The organism is Xanthomonas sp. NCPPB 1067, from assembly GCF_020783795.1.
GTDB classification, from domain to species: Bacteria; Pseudomonadota; Gammaproteobacteria; order Xanthomonadales; family Xanthomonadaceae; genus Xanthomonas; species Xanthomonas melonis.
Map to the genome: position 1 here is coordinate 107,904 of NZ_JAJGQG010000008.1, position 26,623 is coordinate 134,526.

Annotated in this window: 24 protein-coding genes and 1 tRNA gene; 14 read left to right on the forward strand and 11 right to left on the reverse strand. The window is 66.8% G+C overall.

Annotated elements, in window-relative coordinates; all coding sequences use genetic code 11:
* Window positions 1-82 precede the first annotated feature (82 nt).
* From LL962_RS08800 to LL962_RS08815, 4 genes are all read left to right on the forward strand, one after another.
* Complete coding sequence (locus LL962_RS08800) at window positions 83-484, forward strand: H-NS histone family protein (protein WP_104586909.1); 402 nt, start codon at window positions 83-85, stop codon at window positions 482-484.
* Window positions 485-571: 87 nt separating this feature from the next.
* Window positions 572-647, forward strand: a tRNA-Ala gene (locus LL962_RS08805).
* Window positions 648-821: 174 nt separating this feature from the next.
* Window positions 822-998 carry a hypothetical protein gene (locus LL962_RS08810; RefSeq protein WP_228316627.1) on the forward strand — a complete coding sequence of 59 codons (177 nt, stop codon included), beginning with the start codon at window positions 822-824 and terminating at the stop codon, window positions 996-998.
* Window positions 999-1,192: 194 nt separating this feature from the next.
* The gene (locus LL962_RS08815; RefSeq protein ID WP_228316628.1) at window positions 1,193-2,278 is read left to right on the forward strand and encodes a GGDEF domain-containing protein; all 1,086 of its coding nucleotides are present in this window, start codon (window positions 1,193-1,195) and stop codon (window positions 2,276-2,278) included.
* 280 nt (window positions 2,279-2,558) lie between these two features.
* Here LL962_RS08815 and LL962_RS08820 read toward each other — a convergent pair whose 3' ends face one another.
* Together LL962_RS08820 and LL962_RS08825 are read right to left on the reverse strand one after the other, a co-directional pair.
* The gene (locus tag LL962_RS08820; protein ID WP_104586907.1) at window positions 2,559-3,068 is read right to left on the reverse strand and encodes a chemotaxis protein CheW; all 510 of its coding nucleotides are present in this window, start codon (window positions 3,066-3,068) and stop codon (window positions 2,559-2,561) included.
* Between the two features lie 10 nt (window positions 3,069-3,078).
* Complete coding sequence (locus LL962_RS08825; protein ID WP_228316629.1) at window positions 3,079-4,737, reverse strand: methyl-accepting chemotaxis protein; 1,659 nt, start codon at window positions 4,735-4,737, stop codon at window positions 3,079-3,081.
* Window positions 4,738-5,033: 296 nt separating this feature from the next.
* Here LL962_RS08825 and LL962_RS08830 point away from each other — a divergent pair, with 296 nt between their 5' ends.
* Window positions 5,034-5,654 (forward strand): DNA-3-methyladenine glycosylase, encoded by a 621-nt coding sequence (locus LL962_RS08830; protein WP_228316630.1) that lies wholly within the window; start codon window positions 5,034-5,036, stop codon window positions 5,652-5,654.
* On the opposite strand, the gene LL962_RS08835 is transcribed toward LL962_RS08830, so the two are convergent.
* Window positions 5,594-9,988, reverse strand: coding sequence for a DEAD/DEAH box helicase (locus LL962_RS08835; protein ID WP_228316631.1), 4,395 nt, complete (start codon window positions 9,986-9,988; stop codon window positions 5,594-5,596). The genes LL962_RS08830 and LL962_RS08835 overlap by 61 nt on opposite strands.
* 464 nt (window positions 9,989-10,452) lie before the next feature.
* Here LL962_RS08835 and LL962_RS08840 point away from each other — a divergent pair, with 464 nt between their 5' ends.
* Window positions 10,453-10,818, forward strand: coding sequence for a DUF3301 domain-containing protein (locus LL962_RS08840; protein ID WP_104586903.1), 366 nt, complete (start codon window positions 10,453-10,455; stop codon window positions 10,816-10,818).
* Window positions 10,819-10,987: 169 nt separating this feature from the next.
* On the opposite strand, the gene LL962_RS08845 is transcribed toward LL962_RS08840, so the two are convergent.
* From LL962_RS08845 to LL962_RS08880, 8 genes are all read right to left on the reverse strand, one after another.
* Complete coding sequence (locus LL962_RS08845) at window positions 10,988-11,320, reverse strand: hypothetical protein (RefSeq protein ID WP_104586902.1); 333 nt, start codon at window positions 11,318-11,320, stop codon at window positions 10,988-10,990.
* A gap of 22 nt (window positions 11,321-11,342) precedes the next feature.
* Window positions 11,343-11,783 (reverse strand): ClpXP protease specificity-enhancing factor, encoded by a 441-nt coding sequence (locus LL962_RS08850; RefSeq protein WP_104586901.1) that lies wholly within the window; start codon window positions 11,781-11,783, stop codon window positions 11,343-11,345.
* Between the two features lie 78 nt (window positions 11,784-11,861).
* Window positions 11,862-12,497 carry a glutathione S-transferase N-terminal domain-containing protein gene (locus LL962_RS08855; protein ID WP_104586900.1) on the reverse strand — a complete coding sequence of 212 codons (636 nt, stop codon included), beginning with the start codon at window positions 12,495-12,497 and terminating at the stop codon, window positions 11,862-11,864.
* Window positions 12,498-13,149: 652 nt separating this feature from the next.
* Complete coding sequence (locus LL962_RS08860; protein ID WP_167395278.1) at window positions 13,150-13,908, reverse strand: cytochrome c1; 759 nt, start codon at window positions 13,906-13,908, stop codon at window positions 13,150-13,152.
* Entirely contained in the window at window positions 13,901-15,160 is a 1,260-nt protein-coding gene (locus LL962_RS08865; RefSeq protein ID WP_228316632.1) for a cytochrome b, read from the reverse strand. The genes LL962_RS08860 and LL962_RS08865 overlap by 8 nt, the downstream gene beginning before the upstream one ends.
* The gene (gene petA, locus LL962_RS08870) at window positions 15,160-15,804 is read right to left on the reverse strand and encodes a ubiquinol-cytochrome c reductase iron-sulfur subunit (protein WP_104586897.1); all 645 of its coding nucleotides are present in this window, start codon (window positions 15,802-15,804) and stop codon (window positions 15,160-15,162) included. Before petA ends, LL962_RS08865 begins: the two co-directional genes overlap by 1 nt.
* A 350-nt stretch (window positions 15,805-16,154) precedes the next feature.
* A complete protein-coding gene (locus LL962_RS08875) occupies window positions 16,155-17,138 on the reverse strand; it encodes a lytic transglycosylase domain-containing protein (protein WP_228316633.1) in 984 nt (327 codons plus the stop codon).
* A gap of 48 nt (window positions 17,139-17,186) precedes the next feature.
* Window positions 17,187-18,152, reverse strand: coding sequence for a helix-turn-helix transcriptional regulator (locus LL962_RS08880; RefSeq protein WP_228316634.1), 966 nt, complete (start codon window positions 18,150-18,152; stop codon window positions 17,187-17,189).
* Between the two features lie 100 nt (window positions 18,153-18,252).
* On the opposite strand from LL962_RS08880, the gene LL962_RS08885 reads away from it, so the two are divergent.
* The 8 genes from LL962_RS08885 (at window position 18,253) to LL962_RS08920 (ending at window position 26,459) form a co-directional block, all read left to right on the forward strand.
* The gene (locus LL962_RS08885) at window positions 18,253-18,894 is read left to right on the forward strand and encodes a glutathione S-transferase family protein (RefSeq protein ID WP_104587153.1); all 642 of its coding nucleotides are present in this window, start codon (window positions 18,253-18,255) and stop codon (window positions 18,892-18,894) included.
* Between the two features lie 40 nt (window positions 18,895-18,934).
* Window positions 18,935-20,389: a tRNA (N6-isopentenyl adenosine(37)-C2)-methylthiotransferase MiaB gene (gene miaB / locus LL962_RS08890; protein WP_228316635.1), complete on the forward strand. Its 1,455-nt coding sequence runs from the start codon at window positions 18,935-18,937 to the stop codon at window positions 20,387-20,389.
* A 685-nt stretch (window positions 20,390-21,074) separates the two neighbouring features.
* A complete protein-coding gene (locus LL962_RS08895; protein WP_228316636.1) occupies window positions 21,075-22,061 on the forward strand; it encodes a PhoH family protein in 987 nt (328 codons plus the stop codon).
* 123 nt (window positions 22,062-22,184) lie between these two features.
* A complete protein-coding gene (gene ybeY, locus LL962_RS08900) occupies window positions 22,185-22,670 on the forward strand; it encodes an rRNA maturation RNase YbeY (RefSeq protein ID WP_104586891.1) in 486 nt (161 codons plus the stop codon).
* Window positions 22,670-23,188, forward strand: coding sequence for a hypothetical protein (locus LL962_RS08905; RefSeq protein ID WP_228316664.1), 519 nt, complete (start codon window positions 22,670-22,672; stop codon window positions 23,186-23,188). Before ybeY ends, LL962_RS08905 begins: the two co-directional genes overlap by 1 nt.
* A 96-nt stretch (window positions 23,189-23,284) precedes the next feature.
* Window positions 23,285-24,163 carry an HlyC/CorC family transporter gene (locus LL962_RS08910; RefSeq protein ID WP_104586889.1) on the forward strand — a complete coding sequence of 293 codons (879 nt, stop codon included), beginning with the start codon at window positions 23,285-23,287 and terminating at the stop codon, window positions 24,161-24,163.
* Window positions 24,160-25,443: a lipoprotein N-acyltransferase Lnb domain-containing protein gene (locus LL962_RS08915; protein WP_228316637.1), complete on the forward strand. Its 1,284-nt coding sequence runs from the start codon at window positions 24,160-24,162 to the stop codon at window positions 25,441-25,443. The genes LL962_RS08910 and LL962_RS08915 overlap by 4 nt, the downstream gene beginning before the upstream one ends.
* Window positions 25,444-25,457: 14 nt before the next feature.
* Entirely contained in the window at window positions 25,458-26,459 is a 1,002-nt protein-coding gene (locus LL962_RS08920; protein ID WP_104586887.1) for a magnesium and cobalt transport protein CorA, read from the forward strand.
* Window positions 26,460-26,623: the final 164 nt, after the last annotated feature.

Consider the following 26,623-nt stretch of genomic DNA (forward strand, 5'->3'; position numbering starts at 1 on the left):
CGCGGCCGCCCGCAGGACTGCGTGTCATAATGGCGTGCGCCCTAGGGCGGCGTCTCCCCTCTTATTCCGAGGCCATACCTCTGTGAGCAATACCTCTTCAAAACTGGATTCCATCGCGCAAGCCAAGGCCAAACTGCTGGACGAGCTGCAGAAGCTGGAGGAGCAGGAGAAAACCGAGCGTGCGAGCGAAGCCTCTTCGGCCCATGCCACCATCGTGTCGCTGCTCGAGCAGTTCGCCGACCACTTCAATACCAAGCAACGCAACGACATCGCCGCGTACCTGGGAACCGCTCCCGCACGCAAGGAAGTGGTCAAGAGCGGCCGCAGCGAAGTGAAGCCGAAGTACCAGCTGCCGCATACCGGCGAAACCTGGTCGGGCCGTGGCCGTACCCCCAAGGCCTTCGCTGCCTGGGAAGGCTCGGTGTCGTACAAGGAGTGGAAGGCCAAGCACCCGGACCTCAAGTTCCCGCTGGTCGGCGAGTGATGCCGGCACGATCGCGCTCCGCGGCGCGCTCGGTCGCAGTCTCTCGCTTGGCGAAGCCGCCGGCATGTGGGTAGAATCGCAGTACGTGGGGCGGTAGCTCAGCTGGGAGAGCGTCGCGTTCGCATCGCGAAGGTCGAGGGTTCGATCCCCTTCCGCTCCACCACCGCATCAAGCCAAGGGCCTCGAACGCTTGCGTTCGGGGCCTTTTGCTGTGGCAGCTTGATGTGGAACGCGACGTCCGCCGCAGGCAGTGCGGCGTTTGATGCGGCGCCGCCATGGCACGGAGATCACGCCAGGCGCGCTACCGTGGCAGCCACCGTCACGCAGGACCCAAGCCATGAGCAAGCATCCACGCCAGCCAGACGATGTTGCCGACGATGCCAACGGCGTCGCCGAAAGCCGCGAATCGCGCAAGCAGGATGATGCTGCCAAACAGCGCCCCGGGCAGGAAGACCTGAAGGTACACGACGAACAGAGCCGGCGCCCCACCCGGCAGCACGACCAGGACGAGTAATCGGCAAGACCTGAAGGACGATCTTGCAGGCTCGGCCGCTTCGCCGGTGCCGCCGCTATGGCAAGATCCGGTCGTGCCTCGGCCGCTGGGGTGGCCGGCATCCGCTCCCCGACGATGGCGTGTGCGCTGAGCTCATCGCCCCCGCGCCGCCACGCCGCCTGTGGCGCTAAGCCGCTTCGTTTCGAAGGCCTTGCATGCAGACTCCCGATGCACCTGCGTTGACCCTGATCCAGACGACGCCATTGGTCAGCGAGCTCGCGCCTTACCGGGGTGCGCCGATGCCCGCCAACGAGGACGAACGTGTGGCGGCCCTGCACGCGACTGCGCTGCTGGATACTGCGCCGGAGCCGCGCTACGACGCGCTGACCGCCAGCGCTGCGGCGGCATGCGGCACACCGATGGCCTTGATTTCGCTGGTCGACACGCAGCGGCAGTGGTTCAAGTCCAGGCGTGGCATGCAGGCCAGCGAGACGCCGCGTACCTTGTCCTTCTGCGCGCATGCCATCCTTGCACCGGATCAGCTGATGGAGGTCGCCGACACGCAGTTGGACGCGCGCTTCGTCGACAATGCCCTGGTCACCGGCGAGCCGCGGATCCGCTTCTATGCCGGTGCGCCGCTGCTGAATTCCGACGGCATCGCGCTGGGCACGCTGTGCGTGCTGGATCATGCGCCGCGACGGCTGTCCGATGCCGAGCGCGCTGCGCTGCGCACGCTGGCCCGGCAAGTGGTGCACACCATCGAACTGCAGGAGGCGGCCAGCCTGGTGGCGCTGGATGCCCTGCGCGACCACTCCACCGGGCTATGGAATCGCGCCGGTCTGGAGCAGGCCGTGCAAGCGCTGCTGCACGATGCCGATGCGCCACCCACGCAGGCGCTGGGCTTGGTGCTGATCGACCTGGACGGATTCAAGCGGCAGAAGCTGCAGGCCGGCGCGGCCGCCGCACAGGCCACCGTGATGCAGGCTGCCCGACTGCTGGAAGCCCGCCTGCCGCCGAGGGCCATCGTGGCGCAGCTGAGCGGCGATCGTTTCTGCGTGGTGCTGCCGGCCACCCCGGCCGGGGATGTCCTGGGCGCCGTCGAAGATCTTCGTCAAACGATCCAGGACGCCCACTGGCCCACCGGCGCCCTGACCATCAGCGCAGGCATGGTCGCCGCAACGCTGGGCGATGCCGGGGAAACCAACACGTTACTGGCACGTGCACGGCACGCCTTGCAGAAGGCGATCGCGGCTGGGCGCAACCGCGTGCATTGCTTCAGCGGATGGCAGTTGCACGACTGATGCAGGCATCCGCCGGGCGGGTTGCAACGTAAAACGCGCAGCCGCCGCCGTAGAAGCGCACCTGGGCGCGAACGCTTTATCGGTGACGCCCGTCGCGCCCGGGTGGGCTTCTACCGATCGTCGCGATCGGCCTGGGTGTGGTGACGGCGCCCCGATGCATCACATCCGGTTCGCTTGCACTGCACAGGCCCGCAACGCGAGAGCGCTTAGTTCAGTCCGGATGCGAAGCCATTTTCTTTGGACGCGGATGTGATGTCTGGCCGCGTCGCGGAGGCGGCGTTCAGGCCGCCAGTACGTCCGTATTGCCGGCGATTTCGTCCACCTGCAACACCTGCTCCATGTCCAGCAGCACCACGAAGCGTTCGCCGACCTTGCCCATGCCCCGCAGCAGATCGCGGCGGATATGCGTGCCGAACGCCGGGGCCGCCTCGATATCGTGATCGGCCAGCTCGATGACCGCGTTGACCGCGTCCACCAGCACACCGATCACCTGCGTGCCCTGCGCCTGCTCGGTGGACAGGATCACGATGCAGCTGCGCTTGTTGATGGCGCTGTCGGCGCGGCCCAGCCGTGCCTGCAGGTCCACCACCGGCACCACCGCACCGCGCAGGTTGATCACCCCGCGTACGCAGGCCGGCATCGACGGAACCGGCGTGGGCGTGCGGTACTGGATGATTTCGCGGATGCCGAGAATGCTGGTGGCGAAGGTTTCGCCATCCAGCTGGAAGGTCAGGTACTGGGCGGCCACGTCGGCGTCGCCGGGCATCGCATCGGACGTCTGTGCAGTCATCGGTGATCCCTCAGAAGCGAGCGAACTGGCCTTCGTCCGGGCCTTCGGACATCGCATACGCCGGCGCGGCATTGCTGCGCCAGCCGCGTGTGCCGGCGGCGCGCACCGGTCGTGCGGCAACCTGCTGGCCGCGCTTGGGCGGTGTGGTCGCCGGCCCCTGCCCGCCCAGCCGGAAGAACGCCATGCTCTGCTGCAACTGCTCGGCCTGCGCGCTCATTTCCTCGGCGGTGGCCGCCAGTTCTTCGGATGCGCTGGCGTTTTGCTGGGTGGTCTGACTCAACTGCACCACCGCCGAATTGATCTGACTGACACCGGACGATTGTTCTTCCGACGCAGCGGAAATCTCCTGCACCAGATCCGAGGTGCGCTTGATGCTGGGCACGATGGTGTCGAGCAGTCGCCCGGCGCGATCGGCCAGTTCCACGCTGGAGCTGGCCACTTCGCCGATCTCCTGCGCAGCCACCTGGCTGCGCTCGGCGAGCTTGCGCACTTCGGCGGCGACCACGGCAAACCCCTTGCCATGCTCGCCGGCCCGCGCCGCCTCGATCGCGGCATTGAGCGCGAGCAGATTGGTCTGGTAGGCGATGTCGTCGATGATGCCGATCTTCTGCGCGATCTGCTTCATCGCCTGGGTGGTGGCCACCACCGCTTCGCCGCCTTCGATGGTTTCCTTGGCGGCCTGGGTGGCCATGCCGTCGGTGATGCGCGCGTTCTCGGTGTTCTGGCTGATCGAGGCGGTCATCTGTTCCAGCGAAGCGCTGGTTTCTTCCACCCCGGCGGCCTGCTCGCTGGCCGCCTGCGACAAGGACTGCGCGGTGGCGCTGACTTCTTCGGAGGCGCTGGCCAGGGTCTCGGCGCTGGTGTTCACCTCGCCCACCACCTGCGACAGCTTCTGCACCATGGTGCGCATGGCTTCGAGCAGCTGCGCGGTTTCGTCGCGGCCGTGCACCTCGATCTGCATGGTCAGATCGCCTTCTGACAGCCCGTTGGCGACCGAAACGGCACGACGGATCGGGCCGGTGACGCTACGGCTGATCACCAGCCCCAGGATCGCGCCGAGCAGCACGCCGCTGCAGATGATGGCGATCAACAGCTTGGAGCTGCGCGCATGGATGGCGCCGGTTTCGGCGTTGGCCGAGGCCGCACTGCGCTCGCGCAGGCCGCTCAGATCGGTCATCAAGGCATCCACTTCGTCCGAACTGGCGCGCACCGCTCGCGAGAGCGCGGCGAGTTCGGGGTTGGCTTCGCGCAGCGCTTCGCGGTTGGCCGCTTCGATGAAGCGACCGCGCTCGTCCAGATAGGTCTGCCAGGCACGGTCGAACTGCGCCAGCTTGGCCTTGCCCTCTTCGGTCTGGAAACTGCCGCGCGCGCGCGTCATGTAGTCCACCACCTTGGCGGTGTACTTGTCGATGTTCTGCACGTGCGACTGGCGCTCTTCCGCACTGCTGGCCAACAGCAGGTTGGCGCGCGCGCGCCCGGCGTAGATCAGGTTGATGTTGGCTTCCTTGACATGGGAAAGGCCCAGCAATTCGCGCTCGTACAGCGAAGTCGACAGTTCGCTGATGCGACCGGAGTTGGAATAACCTACCCATCCGATGCATGCGCCGATCGCCGAAACGATCAGAAACGCCACGATCAGCCTGGTTCCGATTTTGAAGTTGCCTAACATTGGGAGTTCTCGTGAGAAGGGTGCGCGGGCGGCAGGCATTGCCTGGAGGATCGACGGGCTGCACGTGCCGATCGCGACGGTTCGGCTGATCTAATCAATCGTTGATAGCTATCGGCGAGGGCAAAACGCGCTTGAGACGCCGCCCACTGTTATGTGCCCATTCATCCATTTGGATCTGCGCTTTTGTGACAGAGCAGACGCTCCGAGACCACCGCGTTCGGAAAATCCCTACCCGATCGAAGGCGTGTCCGGATCAGCCCGCAGGACTGTCACGGCAATTCCCTTACGCTGGCGGCATGCCGATCGCCCTGCTCCCTCGCACGTTCTATGCCTGCGACGCCCGCGAGGTGGCGCCGCGCCTGCTCAACAAGGTGCTGGTCAGCGCCGATGGCCGCCGTGGCCGCATCACCGAGGTGGAAGCCTATTGCGGCAGCGAGGATCCGGCTGCGCATTCGTTCCGTGGCATGACGCCACGCACCCGGGTGATGTTCGGCACCCATGGGCATCTGTACGTGTATTTCATCTACGGCATGCATTGGGCGATCAACGCCGTCTGCGGCGGCGCGCCCGGGCATGCGGTGCTGATCCGCGCGCTGGAGCCGCTGGCAGGCCTCCAGACCATGCAGGCCGCGCGCGGCGCGGCGCCGACCGCGCTATTAACCACCGGTCCCGGCCGCCTGGCACAGGCGTTCGGAGTGACCGCGGCCGACAACGGGCTGGATCTGACCGATGCCGCAGCGCGGCTGCGGATCGAAGACGACGGCATGCCGCCGCCGAGCGCGCCGCTGGCGACGCCCCGCATCGGCATCCGCAAGGCGATGGAAGCGCCGTGGCGTTGGGTGGTACCGGGCAGCCGCTACCTGTCGCGGCCGTTTCCACGGCTCAGCGTCATGCCCGCGGCTGTGCCTGGCGACTGAGCCAGCCATTGTTCCAAGGCACTGGGTTCGGCTGCAGCGGGCCCCCGCTGCAGCAAGCGCGCTGCCTGTTCGCCCTGCAAAGCGGTCAGTTCCTGCAGCGGCTGGAAACGCTCTCCCACCCATGCCGCCATCGGCAGGCCATCCAGATAGGCCACCCGGTTTCCGGGCACCCGCGCGATGCGCTCGCCGGGCAGCAGGCTGCCCAGCAGGTTGGCCGGGTCACTCGCACTCACGCACACCCACTGCTGCTGCGGCGCCTGCGCTCGCACCCGACGCAAGGCCGCGATCGCCTCCGGCAGCGCGAACTGCTCGCCGGACAGACCGGAGATGAAGCGGCCGCCGCGGATCTCGCCGCGCGCTTCCAGGCGTTGATACACGCGCAACAGCTCGCGCCAGGGCGGCAGCCATGCGGCTTCGCGCTCCAGTAGCCGCCAGCACACCACGCCGTACCGTCGCAGCACGCTGCGCGCCACGTGCTCCAGCGTCTCCTGGTGACGCTCGCCGGCTTCCGCCGGCGGCAGCTCGGGCAAGGCGCGCACCGGTGCCCAGCGTCCCGCATCGCGAATGCCCAGGGCGGTGGCGCGGCGCCGATGACGCGACAACGCCGACGGTCGCTTGGACGCCGGCACCAGCAGCGCGCGCAGGCCCGCATAACTGTCGCAGTGCACGCGGCCGCGCATGACCAGTTCGCTCAGGGCGTCTTCCAGTTCGGTGCCCATCAGCCGGGCGGTATCTGCGATCTCGTCGAAAAATAGCGCGCCGTGTTGCTGCAACACCTCCATCACGCGTTGCGCGCGCGAGCCCAGCGGGTCTTCGTCAGCGCTGCGTGCCAGAGCGCTCCAGCGCTGCGCATCGCGTCGCGGCAGCAGCACGATCGGAGTCGACCGCAGCGCGGCACCGCTGCGCCCGCCACCGGGGCGCAGCCGCGCCCATACGATGCGACCGGCGGTGCATAGCTCGTCCAGCCATGCCGGTTGGTAGTCGCGTACGCGCGCCGGCAGCAATTCGCTTTCCCACACTGCCGCAGGCGCTTCGAACGCCTCCAGCTGACCGACCACGCCGGCCAGCGCATCGGGCCCGGCAACCCGGCCGGCGTTGTCCAGATGCTGCCACTCGAACAGGAAGCGCGCATAGTCGCGTTGCGACACCGGCTCGATCTCGCGCCGCAACCGCCCCAGGGTATAGCGATGGATGCGCGCCAGCAGGTGGCGCTCGCACCACTCTTCCTGCGGCGCCTGAGCCGTGAAACGCCCGGCCATGACATAGCCCTCGCGCTGCAGGGCCGCCAGCGCAGGCACGATCTCGCTCTCGGACAGGCGCAGGGCGCGCGCCAGGTCCGACACCTGCGCCGGCCCGACCGCCGCCATGCGGCCGCGCAACACTTCGCGCACCGCCCGGTCGCGCTGCCAGTCGGTCACCTGGCAATCCGTTGGTGCCTGCAGCGGCGGCTGCGCCGATGCATCCGGATACAACGGCATGCACCACGCAATACGCTCCGCACTGACCCACAGTGCGGGCGCCGCACCGATCGTCAGGCAGCTCGCGCGGCCATCGGCGGCAAGTGCGGCCAACCAGCCCTGCCACGACGGATCGGTGGCTTCTTCGATCGGCAACACGCCAAGGCCGACCAGCGCTTCGTGCATTTCCTCGGCATCGCGCGGTTGCGGCCAGGCCTCTTCGCGGACCGCGTCGATCGCCTGTGGATCCAGTCGGCCGAGATCGTCGCTGCTCTGCGGCGTGTAGCGACGGCCCTGCACGGCCTGGGTGCGTCGCTCTTCCAGCGGCGCATCGTCCAGAAACGCATACGGGCGTGCATTCAAGGCCTCGGCCGCCAACGGCGAGGGCGCGGCCAGATCGCGTGCCAGCAGCGTGATCGCGCCGGACTCCAGACCGCGCAACACCTGCAGCCACCCCTCGCTGTCCATGGCCTGATGCAGGCAGTCCTCCAGCGTCTGCGCCACCAGCGGGTGGTCCGGCACCTCGCGTTCGCCGACCAGGTTCTCCGCACACGCCACCTGGTCCGGAAACACGGTGGCCAGCAGGTCTTCCGACTTCATGCGCTGCAGCTGCGGGGCCACCTTGTTGCCGCCGGTGAAGCGCGGCAGCGCCATCGCATTGGTCGCGTTCCAGCGCCAGCGCACTCCAAACAAGGGCGCATCCAGCAGCGCCTGGATCAGTACATGCTCGGCCGAGGACGAATGCAGGTAGCGGCCCACGTCCTCCAGCGCGAAACTGTGGCTGGTGGACAGCGACAACACGATCGCATCTTCGGTGGCGGCCGCCTGCAGCTCGAAATTGAAGGTGCGGCAGAAGCGCTTGCGCAGCGCCAGCCCCCAGGCGCGGTTGATGCGGCTGCCGTAGGGCGAATGGATCACCAGCTGGGTACCGCCGCTGGCATCGAAGAACCGTTCCATCACCAGACACTGGCGTGTGGGCATGGCGCCCAGCGCCGCGCAGGCCTGCGCCAGATAATCCACCAATTGCCGGGCCACTTCCGGCGCCGCACCCAGTTCGCCGCACAGCCAATCGCGTGCTGCCTGATGTGGGCCGTGATCGAGCCGGACCGCGATCTCACCGCGCAGGCGCGACACCGCCACCGACAGCTCATCGCTGCGGCCTGGCGCCTCGCCCAACCAGAACGGAATGTTCGGCGGCGCGCCCTTGGCGTCTTCCACGCGCACGCGCCCGGCTTCCACCCGCAGGATGCGGTAGCTGGCATTGCCGAGCTGGAATACATCGCCGGTGAGGCTCTCTACCGCAAAGTCCTCGTTCACGGTGCCGATCTTGTCGGCCTGCGGCTCCAGCACCACGCTGTAGTCACCGGTTTCCGGGATGGTGCCGCCAGAGGTCAGAGCGGTCATGCGCGCACCGCGCCGCGCATGCAGCCGGCGATGCACGGCGTCGCGATGCAGATAACCCGCGCGTGGGCCAAGCCGGGTGCTGAAGCCCTCGCACAGCATGCGCACCACGCTGTCGAAGCTGGCGCGGCTCAGCTGCGCGAACGGCCATGCCCGCCGTACGAGCGCAAACAGCGCATCTTCGTCCCAATCCTGGCAGGCGGCTTCGGCCACGATCTGCTGGGCCAGCACATCCAGCGGCGCTAATGGCACACGCAAGGCATCCAGTTCGCCGCGCCGCACGCTGTCCAGCAACGCGGCGCATTCCACCAGCTCGTCGCGGGTCTGCGGAAACAGACGCGCCTTGGGCGTACCGCCGACCTTATGGCCCGAACGACCGGCGCGTTGCAGGAAGGTGGCGATGGAACGCGGCGAGCCGAGTTGGCAAACCAGATCGACATCGCCGATATCCAGCCCCAGTTCCAGCGAGGCAGTGGCCACCAGCACGGTCAGTTCACCGGCCTTGAGCCGTTGTTCGGCCAGCAGGCGGGTCTCGCGCGACAGGCTGCCGTGGTGCGCGGCCACCCACTGCTTGCCGAGCAGATCGCCCAGATGCCGCGCGGCGCGTTCGGCCATACGCCGGGTGTTGACGAACACCAGCGTGGTGCGATGCTGCTGCGCCAGCGCGGCCACGTCGGCGTAGACCTGCAGCCATTGATCGTTGGACATCACCACACTCAGCGGCGTGGGCGGCAATGCCAGGGCCAGGTCGCGCGCACGCGCATAGCCGATGTCCACGATCTCGCACGGCGGCGCCGCACCGTCCTCGCCCACCCCGACCAGGAACTGCGCCACCGTCTCGATCGGCTTCTGCGTGGCCGACAGGCCCACGCGCACGATCGGACGCTCGGCCAGGCGCTGCAGCCGCTCCAGGGTCAGGCTGAGGTGGCTGCCGCGCTTGTCGGCCGCCACCGCGTGGATTTCATCGACGATGACGGTGCGCACATGCCGCAGCGCATCGCGCCCGGATGCCGACCCCAGCAACACGTAAAGGGATTCGGGCGTGGTCACCAGGATATGCGGCGGCACCCGCCGCGCCTGGGCGCGCTCGCGCTGCGGCGTATCGCCAGTGCGCACCGCCGTGCGCACCGCCACATCCGGCAGCCCTTCGGCGGCCAAGGCCGCGCGGATCCCTCGCAGCGGCGCCTCCAGATTGAGGTGGATGTCATTGGACAAGGCCTTCAGCGGCGAGACGTAGACCACGCGGGTTTCGTCGGGCAACGCACCGCCGTGCGCCAGGCCGTCGCGGATCAGACCATCGATGGCGGCGAAGAACGCGGTGAGCGTCTTGCCCGAACCGGTGGGTGCGGCCACCAGCGTGTGCCGCCCGCCCTGGATCGCCGGCCACGCCGCAATCTGCGCCGGAGTGGGCGCGGCGAAGGTCTGCGCGAACCAGCCGGCGACCACGGGGTGAAACTGCTGCAGAACAGGATGCATGGACGGTACCGGTCGCGGATGGCCAGCCTGACGGCGTGGGACGGATGTCGACGCGAAGACGTGCCTGGGAAATGGCGCCGCCAGGGCATCGATGCAAGTCGGCGTTTGCGGCGGGAGTGAATGGATTCACGCGCGCTCGGCGGGGGCTCCATGGCGGCGCGCAGCCTTGCCCCGTCCACCAGATCCTGCCGAACAGCAAGTTGGCAGCATAACGACGCGTCCTGCGCCACCACGGGCCTGTCGATCGTTCCCCAGGCGCCGTGGCGAGCACTACGGCATCCGGCGTTGCATCGCCGTTGCAGGCTGATGCCATTTGACGACCATCGCCCCGACCATCGATGGCAGGCGAGCGTCCTCGCCGGCAGCGCAAAGCAGCATTCGCAAGGCGGCGCAGGCCATCGACGCCGAACAGCAGCCGCCACCACGCGGAGCGCATCGAGGCGTTCGCGATTGTCGTGCCAGCGATGGCGTGGCACATTGGCAGCATGCCTAGCCTCATCGTCTTCATGATCGTCGGCGCCGCGGTGGTCGCGTTGTGGAACGCGTCGCGCGCCGCCGCCGAGCGCGCCGAGATACTCGGCCGCAACGCCTGCCGCGCAGCCGATGTGCAGTGGCTGGACCAGAGCGTGCATGCCACCGGCATGCGCATCTGCCGGATGCCCAACGGCTGGCTGGGGTTCGAGCGTACGTTCCGCTTCGACTATTCCTATGACGGCGCGGACCGCCATAGCGGCAAGCTGGTATTGCGCGGCGACCAGCTGGTTGCCTTCACCGGCCCACAGGTGGCCACCGTGCGGGCGCTGCATCCGGACCAGCCGCGACTGGAATGATGGGGCATGCCGGGCAACGCGGCTTGCGTCCACGTCTTGAGTCCAGAAGTCTGGGCGTAGCAGCAGCAAGCGGACGCCCGACCGTAGCCCGCCGTTGAACGGCGCGTGGCTGCACGCGGGCGGCGGCGATAGACACCGAACGCTTGGCAGCTTCCCACATCGAGCCAGCTCACCGCTCCAGCGCGGAATCCCCGGGCACCGGCTCATAGCCATCGCCCCGGCCGCTCAGCCAGCGTATCTCCCGTTTGCCTTCCCGGCGCAGATACGCCTGCGCGAGTCCGCATAGCCGATGCGCAAGATCGGCTGGCTGCAACAGCCGCGACTTACCGGCTACCTCGATGCTGAGAAAATGCACTTCGGCCGGCGTGTCGGTATAGCTGCGCGCAACCAGGCACGTCGCAGCATCGCTGAAGCGGTAGATGTCGTATTCGTACTCGTAGTCGTACATGCCGGACGCGTCCGGCTCGCCGCGATCGACATGACGAACGCGCTCCACCTGCATCGGAGCGCCGCCGGGCATGCGCCTACTTGACCACGCGCAGATGCGGACGCTTGCCGCCACTGGGCGGCTCGTCCGGAGACGGCGTACTCGGCGGCGGCGCGCCGGGATCCGGCGGCTCGCTGCTGGTGCCAGGGATATCGTCCGGCAACGCCATGCCCTGCCCGGTCTCGCGTGCGTACACCGCCAGGACGGCCGCCATCGGCACCATCACCGGATGGCTCACACCGCCGAAACGCGCGGTGAAACTCACGCCTTCATTGTCGACCTGCAGCCCGACCACGGCACGTTCGGCAATGTTCAACACTACCCGACCGTCCTTGACGGCGCTTGCGGGCACCTGCACGCCGGGCAGTCCTGCATCCACCAGAACGTGCGGCGTCATGCCGTTGTCGTTGATCCATTCGACCAAGGCCCGCAGCAGGTACGGGCGATGGCTGGTCATGCGGGGGAAATCTTCGCTCATGACGTCATGTTACCCGGACACGACCTGCAACGGCGGCAATGCATGCGCACGCCGGTCTGTTGGCATACAGTCGTCGCATCAGCCCGGCAGGTCGCGCAGTTTCTTTTCTTGCTCGGTGAGGCTGCGGATGAAACCGGGATTGCGGAAGATCCGGTTGCCGTAGTCCTCGATCGCCTTGCCGTCCTTGGGCAGGCTGATCTCCAACGCCTCCAGTCGCCAGATGATCGGCGCCATCGCGCAGTCGGCCAGACTCATTTCCGGATTGAGGAAGAACTTGCTGGCCTTGAACAACGGGACCGATGCGGTCAGCAGCTCGCGCAGACGCTTGCGGCCCGCTTCTGCCTGGGTCTTGTTGCCGAGCTGGATCGCCTGCACCTGCGGCACCCAGTCGTGTTCGATGCGCAGCATCGCCAGACGCAGACGCGCGCGTGACAGCGGATCGACCGGCATCAGCGGCGGGTGCGGATAGCGCTCGTCCAGGTATTCGCTGACCACCGATGCGGCGTACAGCACCAGATCGCGTTCGACCAAGGTGGGCACCGAGTGGTACGGATTCAGGTCGATCAGATCTTCGGGAGGATTTTGCGGGTCGACCGGCACCAGGTCGTAGGTCACCCCTTTTGCCGCCAGGACCAGACGGACCCGGTGGCACAACACGTCATCGTTGGACGAAAACAAGGTCAAGGTATTGCGCATACGCACACTCGTCGCCATTCAAGGCTCTCCGACGACCGGAATCCGCCGGCCGCATCGGCGCGGCCGGCCCAACGCCGACCATCACCACGGTCCATCGAGTGTGCAATCACGTCACGCAAAAGCCAAGAGTGCTAGGGCCGATTCATGCCGGGGCAGCGTATCGACATGAGGAGCGCGCCAGGCATCGCTGGGATCCGGGCGGAGGCCGGCAGCGCATGCCTGCCAGGAGGCGAACGAGATGGCAGCAGCATGATGCGAAGCCCGTTGACCCGATACCGATGTCGCAACGATGCTGACAAAACGGCGAAGCGGGATCTGCCGGGCGTCAGGCCTGGACGTCAGCGCGCGCGCCGCGCAGACACGGTGTGGATGGCGGGGCACGGCGCATCGATGCGGATGCGATTGCCACGCATGGCTTTCGCCGCGATAACCGCCGGCCAATGCCGCCGGTCGCATTCGATGCGTCATGCAGGCACGCACCGGCACACGCGATCGCCGCGGTGTGACCGCATCGCGTAACAATGATGGGTCGGCAACGCCGGCCTCGTGCGCTGCCTTGCCCTCCCCCCTACCCCGTAGGGGAAAGGGGGAGGGCGATACCTGCCTGATGCACCTCACGTCCGTCACCCGTCGGCTGCTGCGCACATCCCAGGCTGGACGCCTGCGGCCATCAATGCACGTCCTTCCAGTACTCCTTCTTCAGCAGATAGGCGATGAAGGTGAGAAACGCCAGGAACAGCACCACCCACACGCCCATGCTCTGCCGCTTCAGCGCAGCCGGTTCGCCTGCATACTCGAGGAAATTGGCGATGTCGCGCACGGTCTGATCGAACTCCACCGGCGTCTGCCGCCCGGGCTGCCCCAGCTTCAGCGCCTGCACCGGCTTTTCGCCGGTGGCCTTGTCGACCGGACCGAACTGCGCCTGCTGCAGGCCCTGCATCTCCCACAGCGGGTTGGGCATCGAGGCATTGGGGAACAGTTGATTGTTCCAGCCCAGTGGACGGGTCTGGTCCAGATAGAACGACTTGAGGTAGGTGTAGACCCAATCGGTGCCGCGTACGCGCGCGATCAAGGTCAGGTCCGGCGGTGCCTTGCCGAACCACTTGGTGGCCGCATCGTGCGGCATGGTGCCTTCGATGTGCTCGCCGATCTTGGCGCCGGTGAAGTTGAGATTGGTCATGACCTCCGCTTCGCTCAACCCCAGATCGCTGGCCATGCGCGAGTACCGCAGATACTTCAGCGAGTGGCAGCCCGAGCAGTAGTTCATGAACAACTGTGCGCCGCGCTGCAACGACGCGCGGTCGCCCAGGTCGTTGCCTGCCTGCTGCACTTTTCCGCCTTCGGCCGCGATTGCTCCTGTGGCCAGGGTGAGGCCGCACAGCAGCGCGACCGCGCGCGACTTCCATGACGTCACGTTGGGATTAGTCATGCGTGGTCACCCGCTCCGGTACCGGCTTGGTCTTGTCCAGCCGTGTCCACACCGGCATGGTGATGAAGAAGGCGAAGTACAGGAAGGTCAGCGCCCGCCCGACGTAGGTCTCGTGCGCATCGGTCCCGGGACCAGAGCCGATCACGCCCAGCCATACGAAGCAGACCACCAGCACGCCAAGCGCCACCTTGGAGATCCAGCCGCGATACCGGATGGAGCGCACCTTGGCGCGATCCAGCCACGGCACCAGGAACAGGATGGCGATGGCCGAGAACATCACCAGCACGCCGCCGAGCTTGTCCGGCACCACGCGCAACATCGCGTAATACGGCGTGTAGTACCACACGGGTTTGATGTGCTCCGGCGTCACCAGGCGATTGGCTTCGGTGAAGTTGTCGTGCTCCAGGAACAGGCCACCGAAGGCCGGCGCGAAAAAGATGATGAAGGCCGCGATCACCAGCAGGAACCCGACCCCGACCAGATCCTTCACTGTGTAGTACGGATGGAACGGAATGCCGTCGGCCGGCTTGTGCGCATCCCAGCGATTGCCCTTGGGCCCCTTCTTGATCTCCACGCCGTCGGGATTGTTGGAGCCCACTTCGTGCAGCGCGCCGATGTGCAGCACGATCAGCAGCAACAGCACCAGCGGCAAGGCGATCACGTGCAGGGCGAAGAAGCGGTTCAGCGTGGCATCGCCGGGCAGGTAGTCGCCCATGATCCATTCGGTCAGCCCGTTGCCGATCACCGGAATGGCGCCGAACAGCGAGATGATGACCTTCGCGCCCCAGAACGACATCTGCCCCCATGGCAGCACGTAGCCCATGAAGGCTTCGGCCATCAGCACCAGGTAGATCAGCATGCCCAGGATCCACACCAGCTCGCGCGGCTTCTGGTAACTGCCGTACATCAGGCCGCGGAACATGTGCAGGTACACCACGATGAAGAACAGCGAGGCGCCGGTACTGTGCATGTAGCGGATCAGCCAGCCCCACTCCACGTCGCGCATGATGTATTCGATCGAGGCGAATGCATCGGCGGCGCTGGTCTTGTAGTGCATCGTCAGGAAGATGCCGGTGACGATCTGGTTGACCAGCACCACGATGGCCAGCGAACCGAAGTAGTACCAGATGTTGAAGTTCTTCGGCGCGTAGTACTCGCTGATGTGCTTGCGGTAGGTGGGCATCAGCCCGGGGGCGCGTTCGTTGACCCAATCGAGCACGCCGTTGGCGGTACGGACCAGGATATTGCTCATCACGCAGCCCCCGTACTATTGGCCGACTTGCCGGCAGCGTCCGGATCGACGCCGATCACCAGGGTGTTGTCGTCGACGTAGTGGTGTGGGGGCACCAGCAGATTGATCGGTGCCGGCACGCCGTCGAAGACCCGGCCGGACATGTCGAAGCGCGACTTGTGGCAAGGGCAGAAATAGCCGCCTTTCCACTGCGGGTCGTAGGGCTCGGGGCGGATCTCGGCCACCATCTCGGGCGAGCACCCCAGGTGCGTGCACAGCCCCACCAGGACCGAGATATCGGACTTGATGGAGCGGTACTCGGGGTTCTTCAGCACGTAGTCCGGCTGCTGGTCCTTGTTCTCGGACTTGGGATCCTTGAGCCGGTCGTCCAATGAGGGCAAGGCATCGAGCATCGCCTTGGAACGTTTGACGATCCAGATGGGCTGACCGCGCCATTCCAGAACCAGCCGCTGCCCTTCCTGCAAGGCGCTGATGTCGGCGGTCACCGGTGCGCCGGCCAGCTTGGCGCGTGCACTGGGATTCCACGACTTCACGAACGGAACTGCAACAAATCCTGCTCCGACCGCACCGACCACGGCGGTTGTCGCGGTCAAAAACCGACGACGCCCGGTATCGGCAGGTGCGTTAACCCCATCGTTGGCCATCCGGCTCTCCGATCTTGATTAGGTAGCGTGAGGCTGCCAACGGCTGGCGGGGGGTCCAGCCGCGATGAATCGACCGCAGTGTAGCGGAACGCTTAATGCACAGACAATGCAATGTACGCAGTCGGACCTGTGCGATGCAATGGCCGGTGTGCACGGCGCTGTGCAGGCCATGCATGACCGGGCGTGTGCGCGTGCGTGTGGCTGTGACGCAGTGCGCGCCGACGACCACCGCGACTGTTGCCTGCGCATCTGCAGATACCCGCAGCGATGACTCGGCCCGGCATCGCCACTGACGATCGCCGCAGCGCGTGGACGGCCTGCGGCGGCGATGCCGACAGCCCGCACGCCACTCAGTTGGCGGTGGCGACCTGCCCGCGATAGCGGCCGGCCAGCACGCCGACGCGTTGCACGTACCGCTGCGTCTCGCTATACGGCGGCACGCCGCCATAGCGATCCACGGCACCCTCGCCGGCGTTGTAGCCTGCCGCGGCCAGGGTGAGGTCGCCATTGAAGCGCTTCAGCAACCACGACAGGTATTGCACGCCGCCACGGATGTTTTGCGATGCGTCATAGGCATCGCTGACCCCGAAGCGTCGCGCGGTTCCCGGCATCAACTGCATCAGGCCCTGCGCGCCGGCACGGCTGAGCGCCAGCGGGTTGTAGGCGGACTCGGCATGAATGATGGCGCGCACGATGGCTTCTTCGACGCCGAACTCGCGCGCCGCCGAAGCGATCTCCTGTTGATAGGCGGCGGTGTTGAGCCGGATCGCGCCGAAGTTGACGCCCGGCTTTGCAGCGCAGGCGTAGCAGGTCTCGATGAAACTGTAGTGGATGGTGCGCAGGCCTTCGATGCTGGCGACCTGGCGTGGACGGGCGCTGGTGTAGTGGCGCACGCCGTCCTTCATATACGAGTAGACCTGCCCGCTGACCACCCGGCGCGGGTTGCCCCCGGTAGCCGGTGCCCGACTCGGCGCGATGGCAGTGGCGCTTTCGGCCGGAGGCACTGCGCGCGGCCCCGCCACAGCGGTCTCGGCCGCGCGCCGCGGCGGCTGGCTGATGATGGTGGCGGGCGCGCCGCTGTCGATCGTGGCGGCAGCACCGGACGCCGCATGCGACAGCGCAGGCGCCGGGGCAACGGTCGCGGGCGCTGCTCGCCGGGCCGAACGATCGGGGGTATAGCTGCTGATGACGCTGCAGGTCGCCCCGCTCTGGCGCTTGCTGAGGTAACTGGTGATGCCGTCGCCGCTGACGCATTTGTACAGGGTGCCCGCGCTGGCCGGCGCAGCCGACAACGTCACCAGCAACAGCCCCAGCGATCTTGACATCCCCTTCATGCGGCGGAGTGTCCCAGCTTGCCACGGGCTTGCCAAGAGGTGCCGCCCCTACCCCGACAGCCGGTCCAGTCGCGTCCGCAAGTCGTCCAGGGCATCGAGCAGCGGCTTGCGCATGTCGGCGGGCGCGAGGGTCTCGAACGGCAATTCGAGCAGCAGCAGGTTGGCCGCCAGCGCGGACATGCTCGGGGCGCCCAGTCCGAGCCAGCAATGCCCCGCTCCATCGGCTTCCAGCGCGCCCAGCCAGGGCGGGATCTGCGCCGCCAGCGTGTCCAGCGCCCCGCGCAGGCGCACGCGGGCACGGCAGGGGTACGGTGCTTGACCGATGGCCTGGCGCAGCAGCTGCAGCGGCTCTTCCGGCAGTGCGCGGGCAGCGAACCGCGCGCCAGTGGCCACCGCCCGATCCACGCGATCGGCACGCAGCGTCCGCCAGTCCTGGCGTTCGCAATCCCAGGCCAGCAGGTACCAACGCCGGCCATAGTTGACCAGCAACGCCGGCTCGACGCAGCGGACGATGGCCACGCCGGAATGGCGCCGATAGTCCAGCCGCAGCGTGGCACGGTCGCTGCAAGCGCCCGCCAGTTGCGCCAGCACCGCCGCGTCCACCAGGCCGTCCGGCTCGACCAGCGGCAGGCTCGCCGTGGCCGCATGTGCGGCGCTGGCGCGCTGGCCGCTCCGCCGCGGCAAGAGCGGATCGAGCTTGGTCAGCACGCGGGTGGCGGCCGCATCCATGCCGCGGATGGCGGGGGCAGCCGCGCGCAAGGCGATCGCCACGGTCAGCGCCTCTTCTTCCTCGAACAGCAACGGCACGGCTGCGGCGCCCTGCCCCAACCGGTAGCCGCCACCGGTTCCCGGTGCCGCATGGATCTGGTAGCCGAGGTCGCGCAGCCGGTCGATGTCCCGCCGCAGGCTGCGCGGATGCACCTCGAGGCGCTCGGCCAGCGCCGGGCCCGACCAACTGCGGCCACCTTGCAGCAATGACAGCAGACGCAGCAGGCGGGCAGCAGTGGAAGCCATGGCGCGACGGTATTGCGGACAGAATCTGTCCGCAAGCCCTCCGTAGCATCCGGGCTGCAGCCATCCCGATCACCCACCCGACGCAACCATGGAGACCGCAATGTCCGACGACCGCCACATCACCCTGTTCCACAATTCCCGTTCGCGCTCGCGTGGCGTGCTGGTGCTGCTGGAAGAACTGGGCGCCAGTTACAGCCTGCAGATCATCGATCTGGAGAAGGAACAGCAGCGCTCGCCGGAATTCCTGGCGATCAACCCGATGGGCAAGGTGCCGGCCATCGCCCACGGCACCAGCGTGGTCACCGAGCAAGGAGCCATTTATCAATATCTGGCCGAGCTGTACCCGGAAGCCGGCCTGTCGCCGGCGCCGGGCGACCCAGACCGTGGTGCCTACCTGCGCTGGCTGGCGTTCTACGGCTCGGCATTCGAGCCGGCGATCCTGGATGTCGCACTCAAGCGCCAGGCTCCGCCGCGCGCGATTTCGCCCTATGCCGACTGCGATACCGTGCTGGCGGTGCTGCATGCGCAACTGGCGAAGGGCGATTACCTGCTGGGCGCACGCTGCAGCGCCGCCGACGTGCTGTGGGGCAGCGCCCTGGCGTGGATGACGGAGTTCGGCGTGATCGACCCACCGGCCCCGACCCGCGCCTACATCGCACGGATGGCGACCCGCCCGGCGGTGGCCCGCGCCGAAGCCATCGACCGCCAGAACGTCGCGGACGCCGCCAGCCCGAACGGGTAAACTGCGCGGCTTCGTTCACCACCCGCCTGGAATAAGCGCCATGCCCGGGACATCCGTTTCCGACCTGTCCACGGCCGCCGCCGTGGACGCCCCCGCCCTCGTGCCACTGCCGGTCGCCCGCCCGGCAGCGCCTGCCGTGGTGCGCGGCAAGCTGTACATCAAGACCCACGGCTGCCAGATGAACGAGTACGACTCGGCGAAGATGGCCGACGTGCTCGCCGCCTCCGAAGGACTGGAGCTGACCGACAACCCCGAAGACGCCGACGTGGTGCTGGTCAATACCTGCTCCATCCGCGAAAAGGCGCAGGAGAAGGTGTTCAGCCAGCTGGGCCGCTGGAAGGCGCTGAAGGCCGGCGGCAAGCCGGTGATCATCGGCGTGGGCGGCTGTGTGGCCTCGCAGGAAGGCGAGGCCATCGTCAAGCGCGCTCCCTACGTGGACCTGGTGTTCGGCCCGCAGACCCTGCACCGGCTGCCGGAGCTGATCCGTGCCCGCCGCGAGTCGGGCAAGTCGCAGGTGGACATCAGCTTTCCGGAGATCGAGAAGTTCGACCGCCTGCCCGAACCGCGCGCGGAGGGGCCGTCGGCCTTCGTCTCGATCATGGAAGGCTGCTCCAAGTACTGCTCGTTCTGCGTGGTGCCCTATACCCGTGGCGAGGAAGTCAGCCGGCCGTTCGAGGACGTGCTGGTGGAAGTGGCGCAGCTGGCCGCGCAAGGCGTGCGCGAGATCAACCTGCTCGGCCAGAACGTCAATGCCTACCGCGGCGCCTATGGCGCCGATGCAGGCGAGGCGGCGCAGTATGCAGACCTGGGCCTGCTGATCCGCACCATCGCGCAGATCGAAGGCATCGGCCGCATCCGCTTCACCACCTCGCACCCGCTGGAGTTTTCCGATTCGCTGGTGGACGCCTACCGCGACGTGCCTCAGCTGGCCAACTACCTGCACCTGCCGGTGCAGGCCGGCAGCGACCGCATCCTGTCGGCGATGAAGCGCGGCTACACCGCGCTGGAATTCAAATCCAAGATCCGCAAGCTGCGTGCGGTGCGCCCGGATATCTCGATCAGTTCGGACTTCATCGTCGGCTTTCCCGGCGAAACCGAAGCGGACTTCGAGAAGACCATGAAGCTGATCGAGGACGTGGGCTTCGACCAGAGCTTTTCGTTCGTGTATTCGCGCCGTCCGGGCACGCCGGCTTCCGACCTGCAGGACGACACGCCCGAGGCGGTCAAGCAGGCACGCCTGGCGCGCCTGCAGGCGCACATCAACGCGCACGCGGCAGGCATCTCGCTGTCGATGGTCGGCAGCGTGCAGCGGGTACTGGTGGAGGGCCCGTCGCGGCGCGATCCGAACGAGCTGACCGGCAAGAGCGAGAACATGCGCCCGGTGAACTTCCCCGGCAATCCGCGCCTGATCGGTCAGTTCGTCGATGTGCTGATCACCGAGGCGATGAGCAATTCGTTGCGCGGGCGCATCCATCTGGACGACGCCGCCGGGTGAGACATGCGCGGCGCCGCAGCGCGCGCGCCGCGCCACTCGGGCTGATTCTCCATCAGAGAAAAACGGCCGAACCGGGAACAGGCGCGCATAGGCCTGCCCTCGATCCACGCGTTGCATGCCGGCCATGCCGGCGGCACCGGCCAGGTGCGCAATCGGACACCTTGCACAGACTGCACTGCCCGACACATCGTCCGCGCCTGCAACGGCACCGGCACTTCTCCGCGAATATGCAGCACCACGCAGGCCTCCCTGCGCGAGACTCGTGCTGCCTGCGCGGCAGCGGCTGCGCAAGCACGCACAAAGACGTGTCCGGCAACAACGCGTGCACCTCGAAAACGCGTTGATCAAATTTTCACCAAGCCGATGCAAGGCCTTGCTGCATCAGGCGCCATCGCAGTTGTCCACAGGCTTTGCCGAATTCGATCCACATCGGCTGTGGACAAGCGCACACGGCCTGGCGCTTTTTTCGCCACACACCCCGCAAGCCTTACGTCAGTAGGGCTGGCGCACTCTATCCACAGGTTAGTGATGCGCAACTCCACAGCCGGTGTGGAAAACCTGGCGGGGTGTCCGCCCGCACGTTTCCGCCATGCTGCGGCGGACATGTTGTTGGTGGGATCACGCCCTGCGCGCTACCCTCCTCTGCCGTCACATCAACGCCGCATGCGCGCTGTCCGATCCGACCATGAACGCACCTGCCTATCGCGACTTCACCCTGCTCCCCGAAGACACCGAGCGCCTGGCCAATCTGGCCGGACCGTTCGATGCGCATCTGCGCCAGATCGAGCTCAAGCTGGGCGTGGAGATCGCCAACCGCGGCAACATCTTTCGCGTGACCGGCCCGGAAGCTGCGGTCGCCGCGGCTCAACAGGTGTTGATCGCGCTATACGACGAGGCCGCGTCGGTCACCTTCGACAACCACGCGATCCACTTGCGCTTGAACGATGCCAATGTCGAGCGGGTCGCCGAGCGCGCCTATCAGCCCCAGGACGTGGCGATCAAGGTCAAACGCGGAACCGTGCGTGGCCGCGGCGCCAACCAGGCCAGGTACCTGCATGCCATCGCCACCCACGACATCAATTTCGGCGTGGGCCCGGCCGGTACCGGCAAGACCTTTCTGGCGGTGGCCAGTGCGGTGGAAGCCCTGAACGAATCGCGCGTGCAGCGGCTGATACTGGTGCGCCCGGCGGTGGAAGCCGGTGAGAAGCTCGGCTTCCTGCCCGGCGATCTCAGCCAGAAGGTGGACCCCTATCTGCGCCCGCTTTACGACGCACTCTACGAGATGCTCGGCGTGGAAAAGGTGGTCAAGCTGCTGGAGAAGAACGTCATCGAGATCGCACCGCTGGCGTATATGCGCGGCCGTACGCTCAACGACGCTTACGTGATCCTCGACGAAGCGCAGAACACCACCATCGAACAGATGAAGATGTTCCTGACCCGGCTGGGCTTCGGCTCCACCGCGGTGGTGACCGGCGACCTGACCCAGATCGATCTGCCCAAACACGTCAAGTCGGGTTTGCGTGATGCGATCGACGTGCTGCGCGATGTCGAAGGCGCCAGCTTCACCTTCTTCGAAGCGCGCGATGTGGTACGCCATCCGCTGGTGCAGCGCATCGTCACCGCCTATGAGAAGCGCGATCTCGCCGAAAAGCCTGCCGAACCGGCGGCGTGAGCCGCCGCTCCCAGGTACTGCGCCCGGGCCGGCACGCAGCCCTGTCGATCGCGGAAGAGTCGCAGCGAGACAACACACGCGCGATACTGTCGGTCCTGTCCGAACTGAATTGCTGGTGTTGCCATGACCAAAGGTCCGGTCCGCCTCGACGTCGCCGTCAGTTATGCGCTGCCGCGCGCCGGCCTGCCGTCGTCGGTGAGCTTTCGCAAGTGGGTGGCGGCGGCCCTGAAGGGACGCATCCGCGAGGCCGACCTGGCGGTACGTGTGGTCGACGAGAAGGAGGGCCGTTCGCTCAATCACCATTACCGCGGCAAGGACTACGCCACCAACGTGCTGAGCTTTCCGGCCGAGCTGCCGGAAGGCCTGCCCAAGGGGGTCAAGATGCCGTTGTTGGGCGATCTGGTGATCTGCGCACCGGTGGTAGCGCGCGAGGCGGCCGATCAGGGCAAGTCGCTGGCCGCGCACTACGCGCACCTGACCGTGCATGGCACCTTGCACCTGCTCGGCTGGGATCACGAGGACGACAAGGAGGCCGATGCAATGGAACAGCTGGAGCGCGAGATCCTGGCCGACCTGGGCATCGAAGACCCGTATGCGGAGGAGCGATGATGCGCGCCCTGCTCGCCGCCGCCTGTCTGCTGCTGAGTCCGGCAACCGCGCTGGCGCAGACCACGCCGGTACGCCCCGACCTGCCGGCGCTGATCGAATGCCGCCAGCGCATCGGCGATTTCAACGCGCTGGCGCCCGTGCTGGCCGACCCGCTCAAGGCGGTGGCGCTGGGGTGGACGCCGCTGGATCAGTCCAACCTGTTCATGACCGAGTACACGCTCAATACGCCGATCAGCGTGTTCGGCCATACCACCAACCACATCGCGTTTTCCGGCGCCAGCATCATGGCGATCCTGGACCTGCCCGATCCGCGCCCGCTGGCCAAGCAGCTGGCGCTGGAACTGGGCGTGGATAACGCCGACAAGGTCATGTACGGCCGCGAGCTGGTCAGCGACGACACCACCAACCCCAAGACCGGCGAGGCGATGATCGAATCGATCGTGCTCAGCGTGACCAACGTCAAATCCCACCCCGGCAAGACCGTGGTCGGCTGCGGCTATAGCCTGGACCTGCCCTGAGACCCGGGGCAGGCGCTGCCTCCACAGCGTGCGCGCTTGGCTTCCTGCTAGACTGCCGGCCAATGCCTGGTTCTCCGGGTGCCGTTCCCCGTCACGATGTCCGAAGACGACAGTAGTTACAGCTCAGATCCCCCAGAAAAACGCCGCAGCTGGCTCGAACGCCTGAGCGCGGCCTTCTCCGGCGAACCGCACACCCGCGACGAACTGGTCGCATTGCTGCGAACTGCCGAACAGGACGGCCTCATCGCCGCCGACACCCTGCGCATGATGGAAGGCGCGATCGCCGTCGCCGAACTCACGGTGGGCGATGTGATGATCTCGCGCTCGCAGATGGTGTCGCTGCCGGTGGAGGCGCGCTTCATCGACCTGATGAAGCAGGTGGTCGAATCCGGGCATTCGCGCTTCCCGGTACATGGCGAGAACAAGGACGAGGTGCTCGGCATCCTGCTGGCCAAGGACCTGCTGCGCGGCGTGGTCGCCGACAACGGGCCCGGTAACATCCGCGAGCTGCTGCGCCCGGCGGTGCTGATTCCCGAGTCCAAGAAGCTCAATGTCCTGCTCAAGGAGTTCCGCCTCTCGCGCAACCACATGGCGATCGTGGTGGACGAATACGGTGGCGTCGCTGGCCTGGTCACCATCGAAGACGTGCTGGAGCAGATCGTCGGCCAGATCGACGACGAGCACGACGATGCCGAGGAAGAGAATTCGCTGATCGCGATCCAGGCCGACGGCCGCTACGTGGTCGATGCGCTGACCCCGATCGAGGACTTCAACGAGCGCTTCGGCGCCGAATTCCCCGACGACGAGTACGACACCGTCGGTGGCCTGGTCACCGATGCGATCGGGCATCTGCCGGAAACCGGCGAGGAACTGACGCTGGGACGGTTCGCATTCCGCGTGGCCAAGGCCGACGCGCGCCGCGTGCACGCCTTCCACGTCACCATCCTGCCGCCAGACCCGCAGGACGACGCTTGAACCAGCCCACCCGCAGTACCTGCACGGCGCCGCAGCGCGCTGGCGCCTGGCGATGGGCCGCTTGCTGCGCGCTGCTCCTGCTGACGCTGCTGGTGACCCCGCTTGCCCTGGCCCAGGCTGCCCAAGGCCAGACTGCGCAAGGCGTTGCTCCCGCCCCCGCAGCGACACCACGCGTCGGCGTGCTGACCATGCAGCCGGGCGAAGTGTTCTTCGAGCGCTTCGGACACGACGCCATCGTGGTGATGGACCCGGTCAGCGGGCAGGCCACTTCGTACAACTTCGGCTTCTTCGACCCCAGTGAGCCGGACTTCGTGCCGCGCTTCGCGCGTGGCGAGATGATGTATTACCTGGTGGCGCTGCCGCTGGAAGAAGACCTGTCGCAGTATCGCAACGCCGGCCGCGGGGTCAGCATCCAGTGGCTGGATCTGCCACCCGAGCAGGCACGCGCGCTCGCCGATGCCCTGGCGGTGCGCAGCCGACCCGAAAACGCGCGCTACCACTACGACTACTTCGAAGCCAACTGCGCCACGATGGTGCGCGATGCGCTCGATCGCGCCATGGGCGGCTCGCTGCAATCGCAACTGGCCGGCCGCTCGCGCGGCAATACCTACCGCAGCGAAGCGGTACGCCTGGCCTCCCCCGCGCCGTGGATGTGGCTGGGCTTCGATCTCGGGCTTGGCCCCTACGCCGACCGCCCGCTATCGCGCTGGGAAGAGGCCTTCGTGCCGATGCGGCTGGCCGACAGCCTGACCCAGGTGCACAACAGCGCCGGCCGGCCGCTGGTGCAATCCACCCAGGTCCTGCTGCCGCACCGGATCGCGCCCGAGCCTGCCGAACAGCAGCGGCACTGGTGGCCTTGGCTGCTGGCCGGCACGCTGGTCGCCGCCGGCGTGCTGGCATTGCGCCGCCGGCAGCGGCTGCTGGCCGGGCTGGCACTGCCGTTCTGGCTGTTGTGCGCCGTCGGTGGCGGCCTGCTGGTGTATCTGTGGGGCTTTACCGCACATCAATCCGCGTGGGCCAACCGCAACCTGTTGCTGGTCAACCCGCTGTGCGTGCTGCTGTGGTTCGGTGGCATCCGGCTGCAGTTGGGCCACCGGCCGGGACGCTGGTTCAATGTGCTGTCCTGGCTGGTGGCAGCCGGGGCGCTGCTGGCATTGGTGATCCACTGGCTGTCGTTCCAGGCCCAGGACAACCTGCAGTGGGTGATGCTGCTGTTGCCGATCCACGCCGCGCTCGCGATCGCCCTGCGGCCGCACGCATTGCCGTTGCGCGGGCGCTGATCCAGGATGCGCCCATGAACAGCCACGGCCGCCATCCGGACAACCCGTCCTGCGTCATCACCTGCGCCTACTACGACGGCGAGGGCAAGCGCCACGACATCAGCCTGGAACAGATCAGCGATGTATTGCAGCTTGCCGACGGCTTCGTCTGGGTGGGGCTGTACGAGCCGCAGGAATCGGTGCTGCACAAGCTGCGCGACGAATTCGGGCTGCACGATCTGGCGATCGAGGATGCGTTGAAGGCGCACCAGCGGCCCAAGGCCGAGAGCTATGGCAACTCGCTGTTCGTGGTGGTCAATACCGCGCAGCTGGTCAACGAACGCATCCGCTATGGCGAAACGCATGCGTTCCTGGGCAAGCGGTTCCTGCTGACCGTGCGCCACGGCGCATCGCTGTCGTACGCGCCGGTACGTCATCGCGTGGAACGCGAGCCGGCCATGTTGCACATGGGCGCATCGTTCTGCCTGTACGGCGTGCTGGATTTCGTGGTCGACAACTATCTGCCGATCATGGACGAGTTCCGCGACACGCTGGAGCGCCTGGAAAAGGACATCTTCGCCGACGACTACAAGCGCGAGACGGTGGTACGCCTGTACGAGCTCAAGCGCGAACTCAACAAGATGCGACTGGTGGTGGCGCCGCTGCAGGACGTGCTCTCGCACCTCAAGCGCAACCCTGGCTCGCTGATCCACGCGGAGGTGGGCATCTACCTGCGCGACGTGCTCGATCATGCAGTGCGCATCAACGACGCCATCGACACCCTGCGCGAAATGCTGGGCACCGCACTCAGCGTCAATCTGTCGATGGTGACACTGGCGCAAGGCGAGACGGTGAAACGTCTGGGCGCCTGGGCTGCATTACTGGCCGCGCCGACCCTGATCACCAGTTGGTACGGCATGAACTTCACCCACATGCCCGAACTCGACAAGCCCTACGCCTACCCGTTGCTGGTTGGCGGCATCGTCGCCTCCTGCCTGGTGCTGTATCGCCTGTTCAAGCGGGCGCGGTGGCTTTAGGGCCGCTTTGCGGCCCGGGATTTGGGAGTCGGCATTCGGGATTGGTTGAGCGGGCTTGCTGATCGCGGATCCAGCTTGAGCGACGGTTGTGTTTCGATCGCTGTTGCATTGATCGTTTCGCCCAGACTATTCAATGTCTGCTGGTTTCTTTTTGCCCAGGCGTA

Coding starts and splice junctions, on each gene's coding strand:
- LL962_RS08835 (WP_228316631.1), bottom strand. CDS start 9,988: ATGCATCCTGTTCTGCAGCAGTTTCACCCCGTGGTCGCCGGCTGGTTC.
- LL962_RS08810 (WP_228316627.1), top strand. CDS start 822: ATGAGCAAGCATCCACGCCAGCCAGACGATGTTGCCGACGATGCCAAC.
- LL962_RS08845 (WP_104586902.1), bottom strand. CDS start 11,320: ATGCAGGTGGAGCGCGTTCGTCATGTCGATCGCGGCGAGCCGGACGCG.
- LL962_RS08830 (WP_228316630.1), top strand. CDS start 5,034: ATGCCGATCGCCCTGCTCCCTCGCACGTTCTATGCCTGCGACGCCCGC.
- LL962_RS08850 (WP_104586901.1), bottom strand. CDS start 11,783: ATGAGCGAAGATTTCCCCCGCATGACCAGCCATCGCCCGTACCTGCTG.
- LL962_RS08910 (WP_104586889.1), top strand. CDS start 23,285: ATGTCCGAAGACGACAGTAGTTACAGCTCAGATCCCCCAGAAAAACGC.
- LL962_RS08825 (WP_228316629.1), bottom strand. CDS start 4,737: ATGTTAGGCAACTTCAAAATCGGAACCAGGCTGATCGTGGCGTTTCTG.
- LL962_RS08920 (WP_104586887.1), top strand. CDS start 25,458: ATGAACAGCCACGGCCGCCATCCGGACAACCCGTCCTGCGTCATCACC.
- LL962_RS08855 (WP_104586900.1), bottom strand. CDS start 12,497: ATGGCGACGAGTGTGCGTATGCGCAATACCTTGACCTTGTTTTCGTCC.
- LL962_RS08815 (WP_228316628.1), top strand. CDS start 1,193: ATGCAGACTCCCGATGCACCTGCGTTGACCCTGATCCAGACGACGCCA.
- petA (WP_104586897.1), bottom strand. CDS start 15,804: ATGGCCAACGATGGGGTTAACGCACCTGCCGATACCGGGCGTCGTCGG.
- LL962_RS08905 (WP_228316664.1), top strand. CDS start 22,670: ATGCGCGCCCTGCTCGCCGCCGCCTGTCTGCTGCTGAGTCCGGCAACC.
- LL962_RS08820 (WP_104586907.1), bottom strand. CDS start 3,068: ATGACTGCACAGACGTCCGATGCGATGCCCGGCGACGCCGACGTGGCC.
- LL962_RS08880 (WP_228316634.1), bottom strand. CDS start 18,152: ATGGCTTCCACTGCTGCCCGCCTGCTGCGTCTGCTGTCATTGCTGCAA.
- ybeY (WP_104586891.1), top strand. CDS start 22,185: ATGACCAAAGGTCCGGTCCGCCTCGACGTCGCCGTCAGTTATGCGCTG.
- LL962_RS08895 (WP_228316636.1), top strand. CDS start 21,075: ATGAACGCACCTGCCTATCGCGACTTCACCCTGCTCCCCGAAGACACC.
- LL962_RS08875 (WP_228316633.1), bottom strand. CDS start 17,138: ATGAAGGGGATGTCAAGATCGCTGGGGCTGTTGCTGGTGACGTTGTCG.
- LL962_RS08860 (WP_167395278.1), bottom strand. CDS start 13,908: ATGACTAATCCCAACGTGACGTCATGGAAGTCGCGCGCGGTCGCGCTG.
- miaB (WP_228316635.1), top strand. CDS start 18,935: ATGCCCGGGACATCCGTTTCCGACCTGTCCACGGCCGCCGCCGTGGAC.
- LL962_RS08865 (WP_228316632.1), bottom strand. CDS start 15,160: ATGAGCAATATCCTGGTCCGTACCGCCAACGGCGTGCTCGATTGGGTC.
- LL962_RS08885 (WP_104587153.1), top strand. CDS start 18,253: ATGTCCGACGACCGCCACATCACCCTGTTCCACAATTCCCGTTCGCGC.
- LL962_RS08840 (WP_104586903.1), top strand. CDS start 10,453: ATGGCGTGGCACATTGGCAGCATGCCTAGCCTCATCGTCTTCATGATC.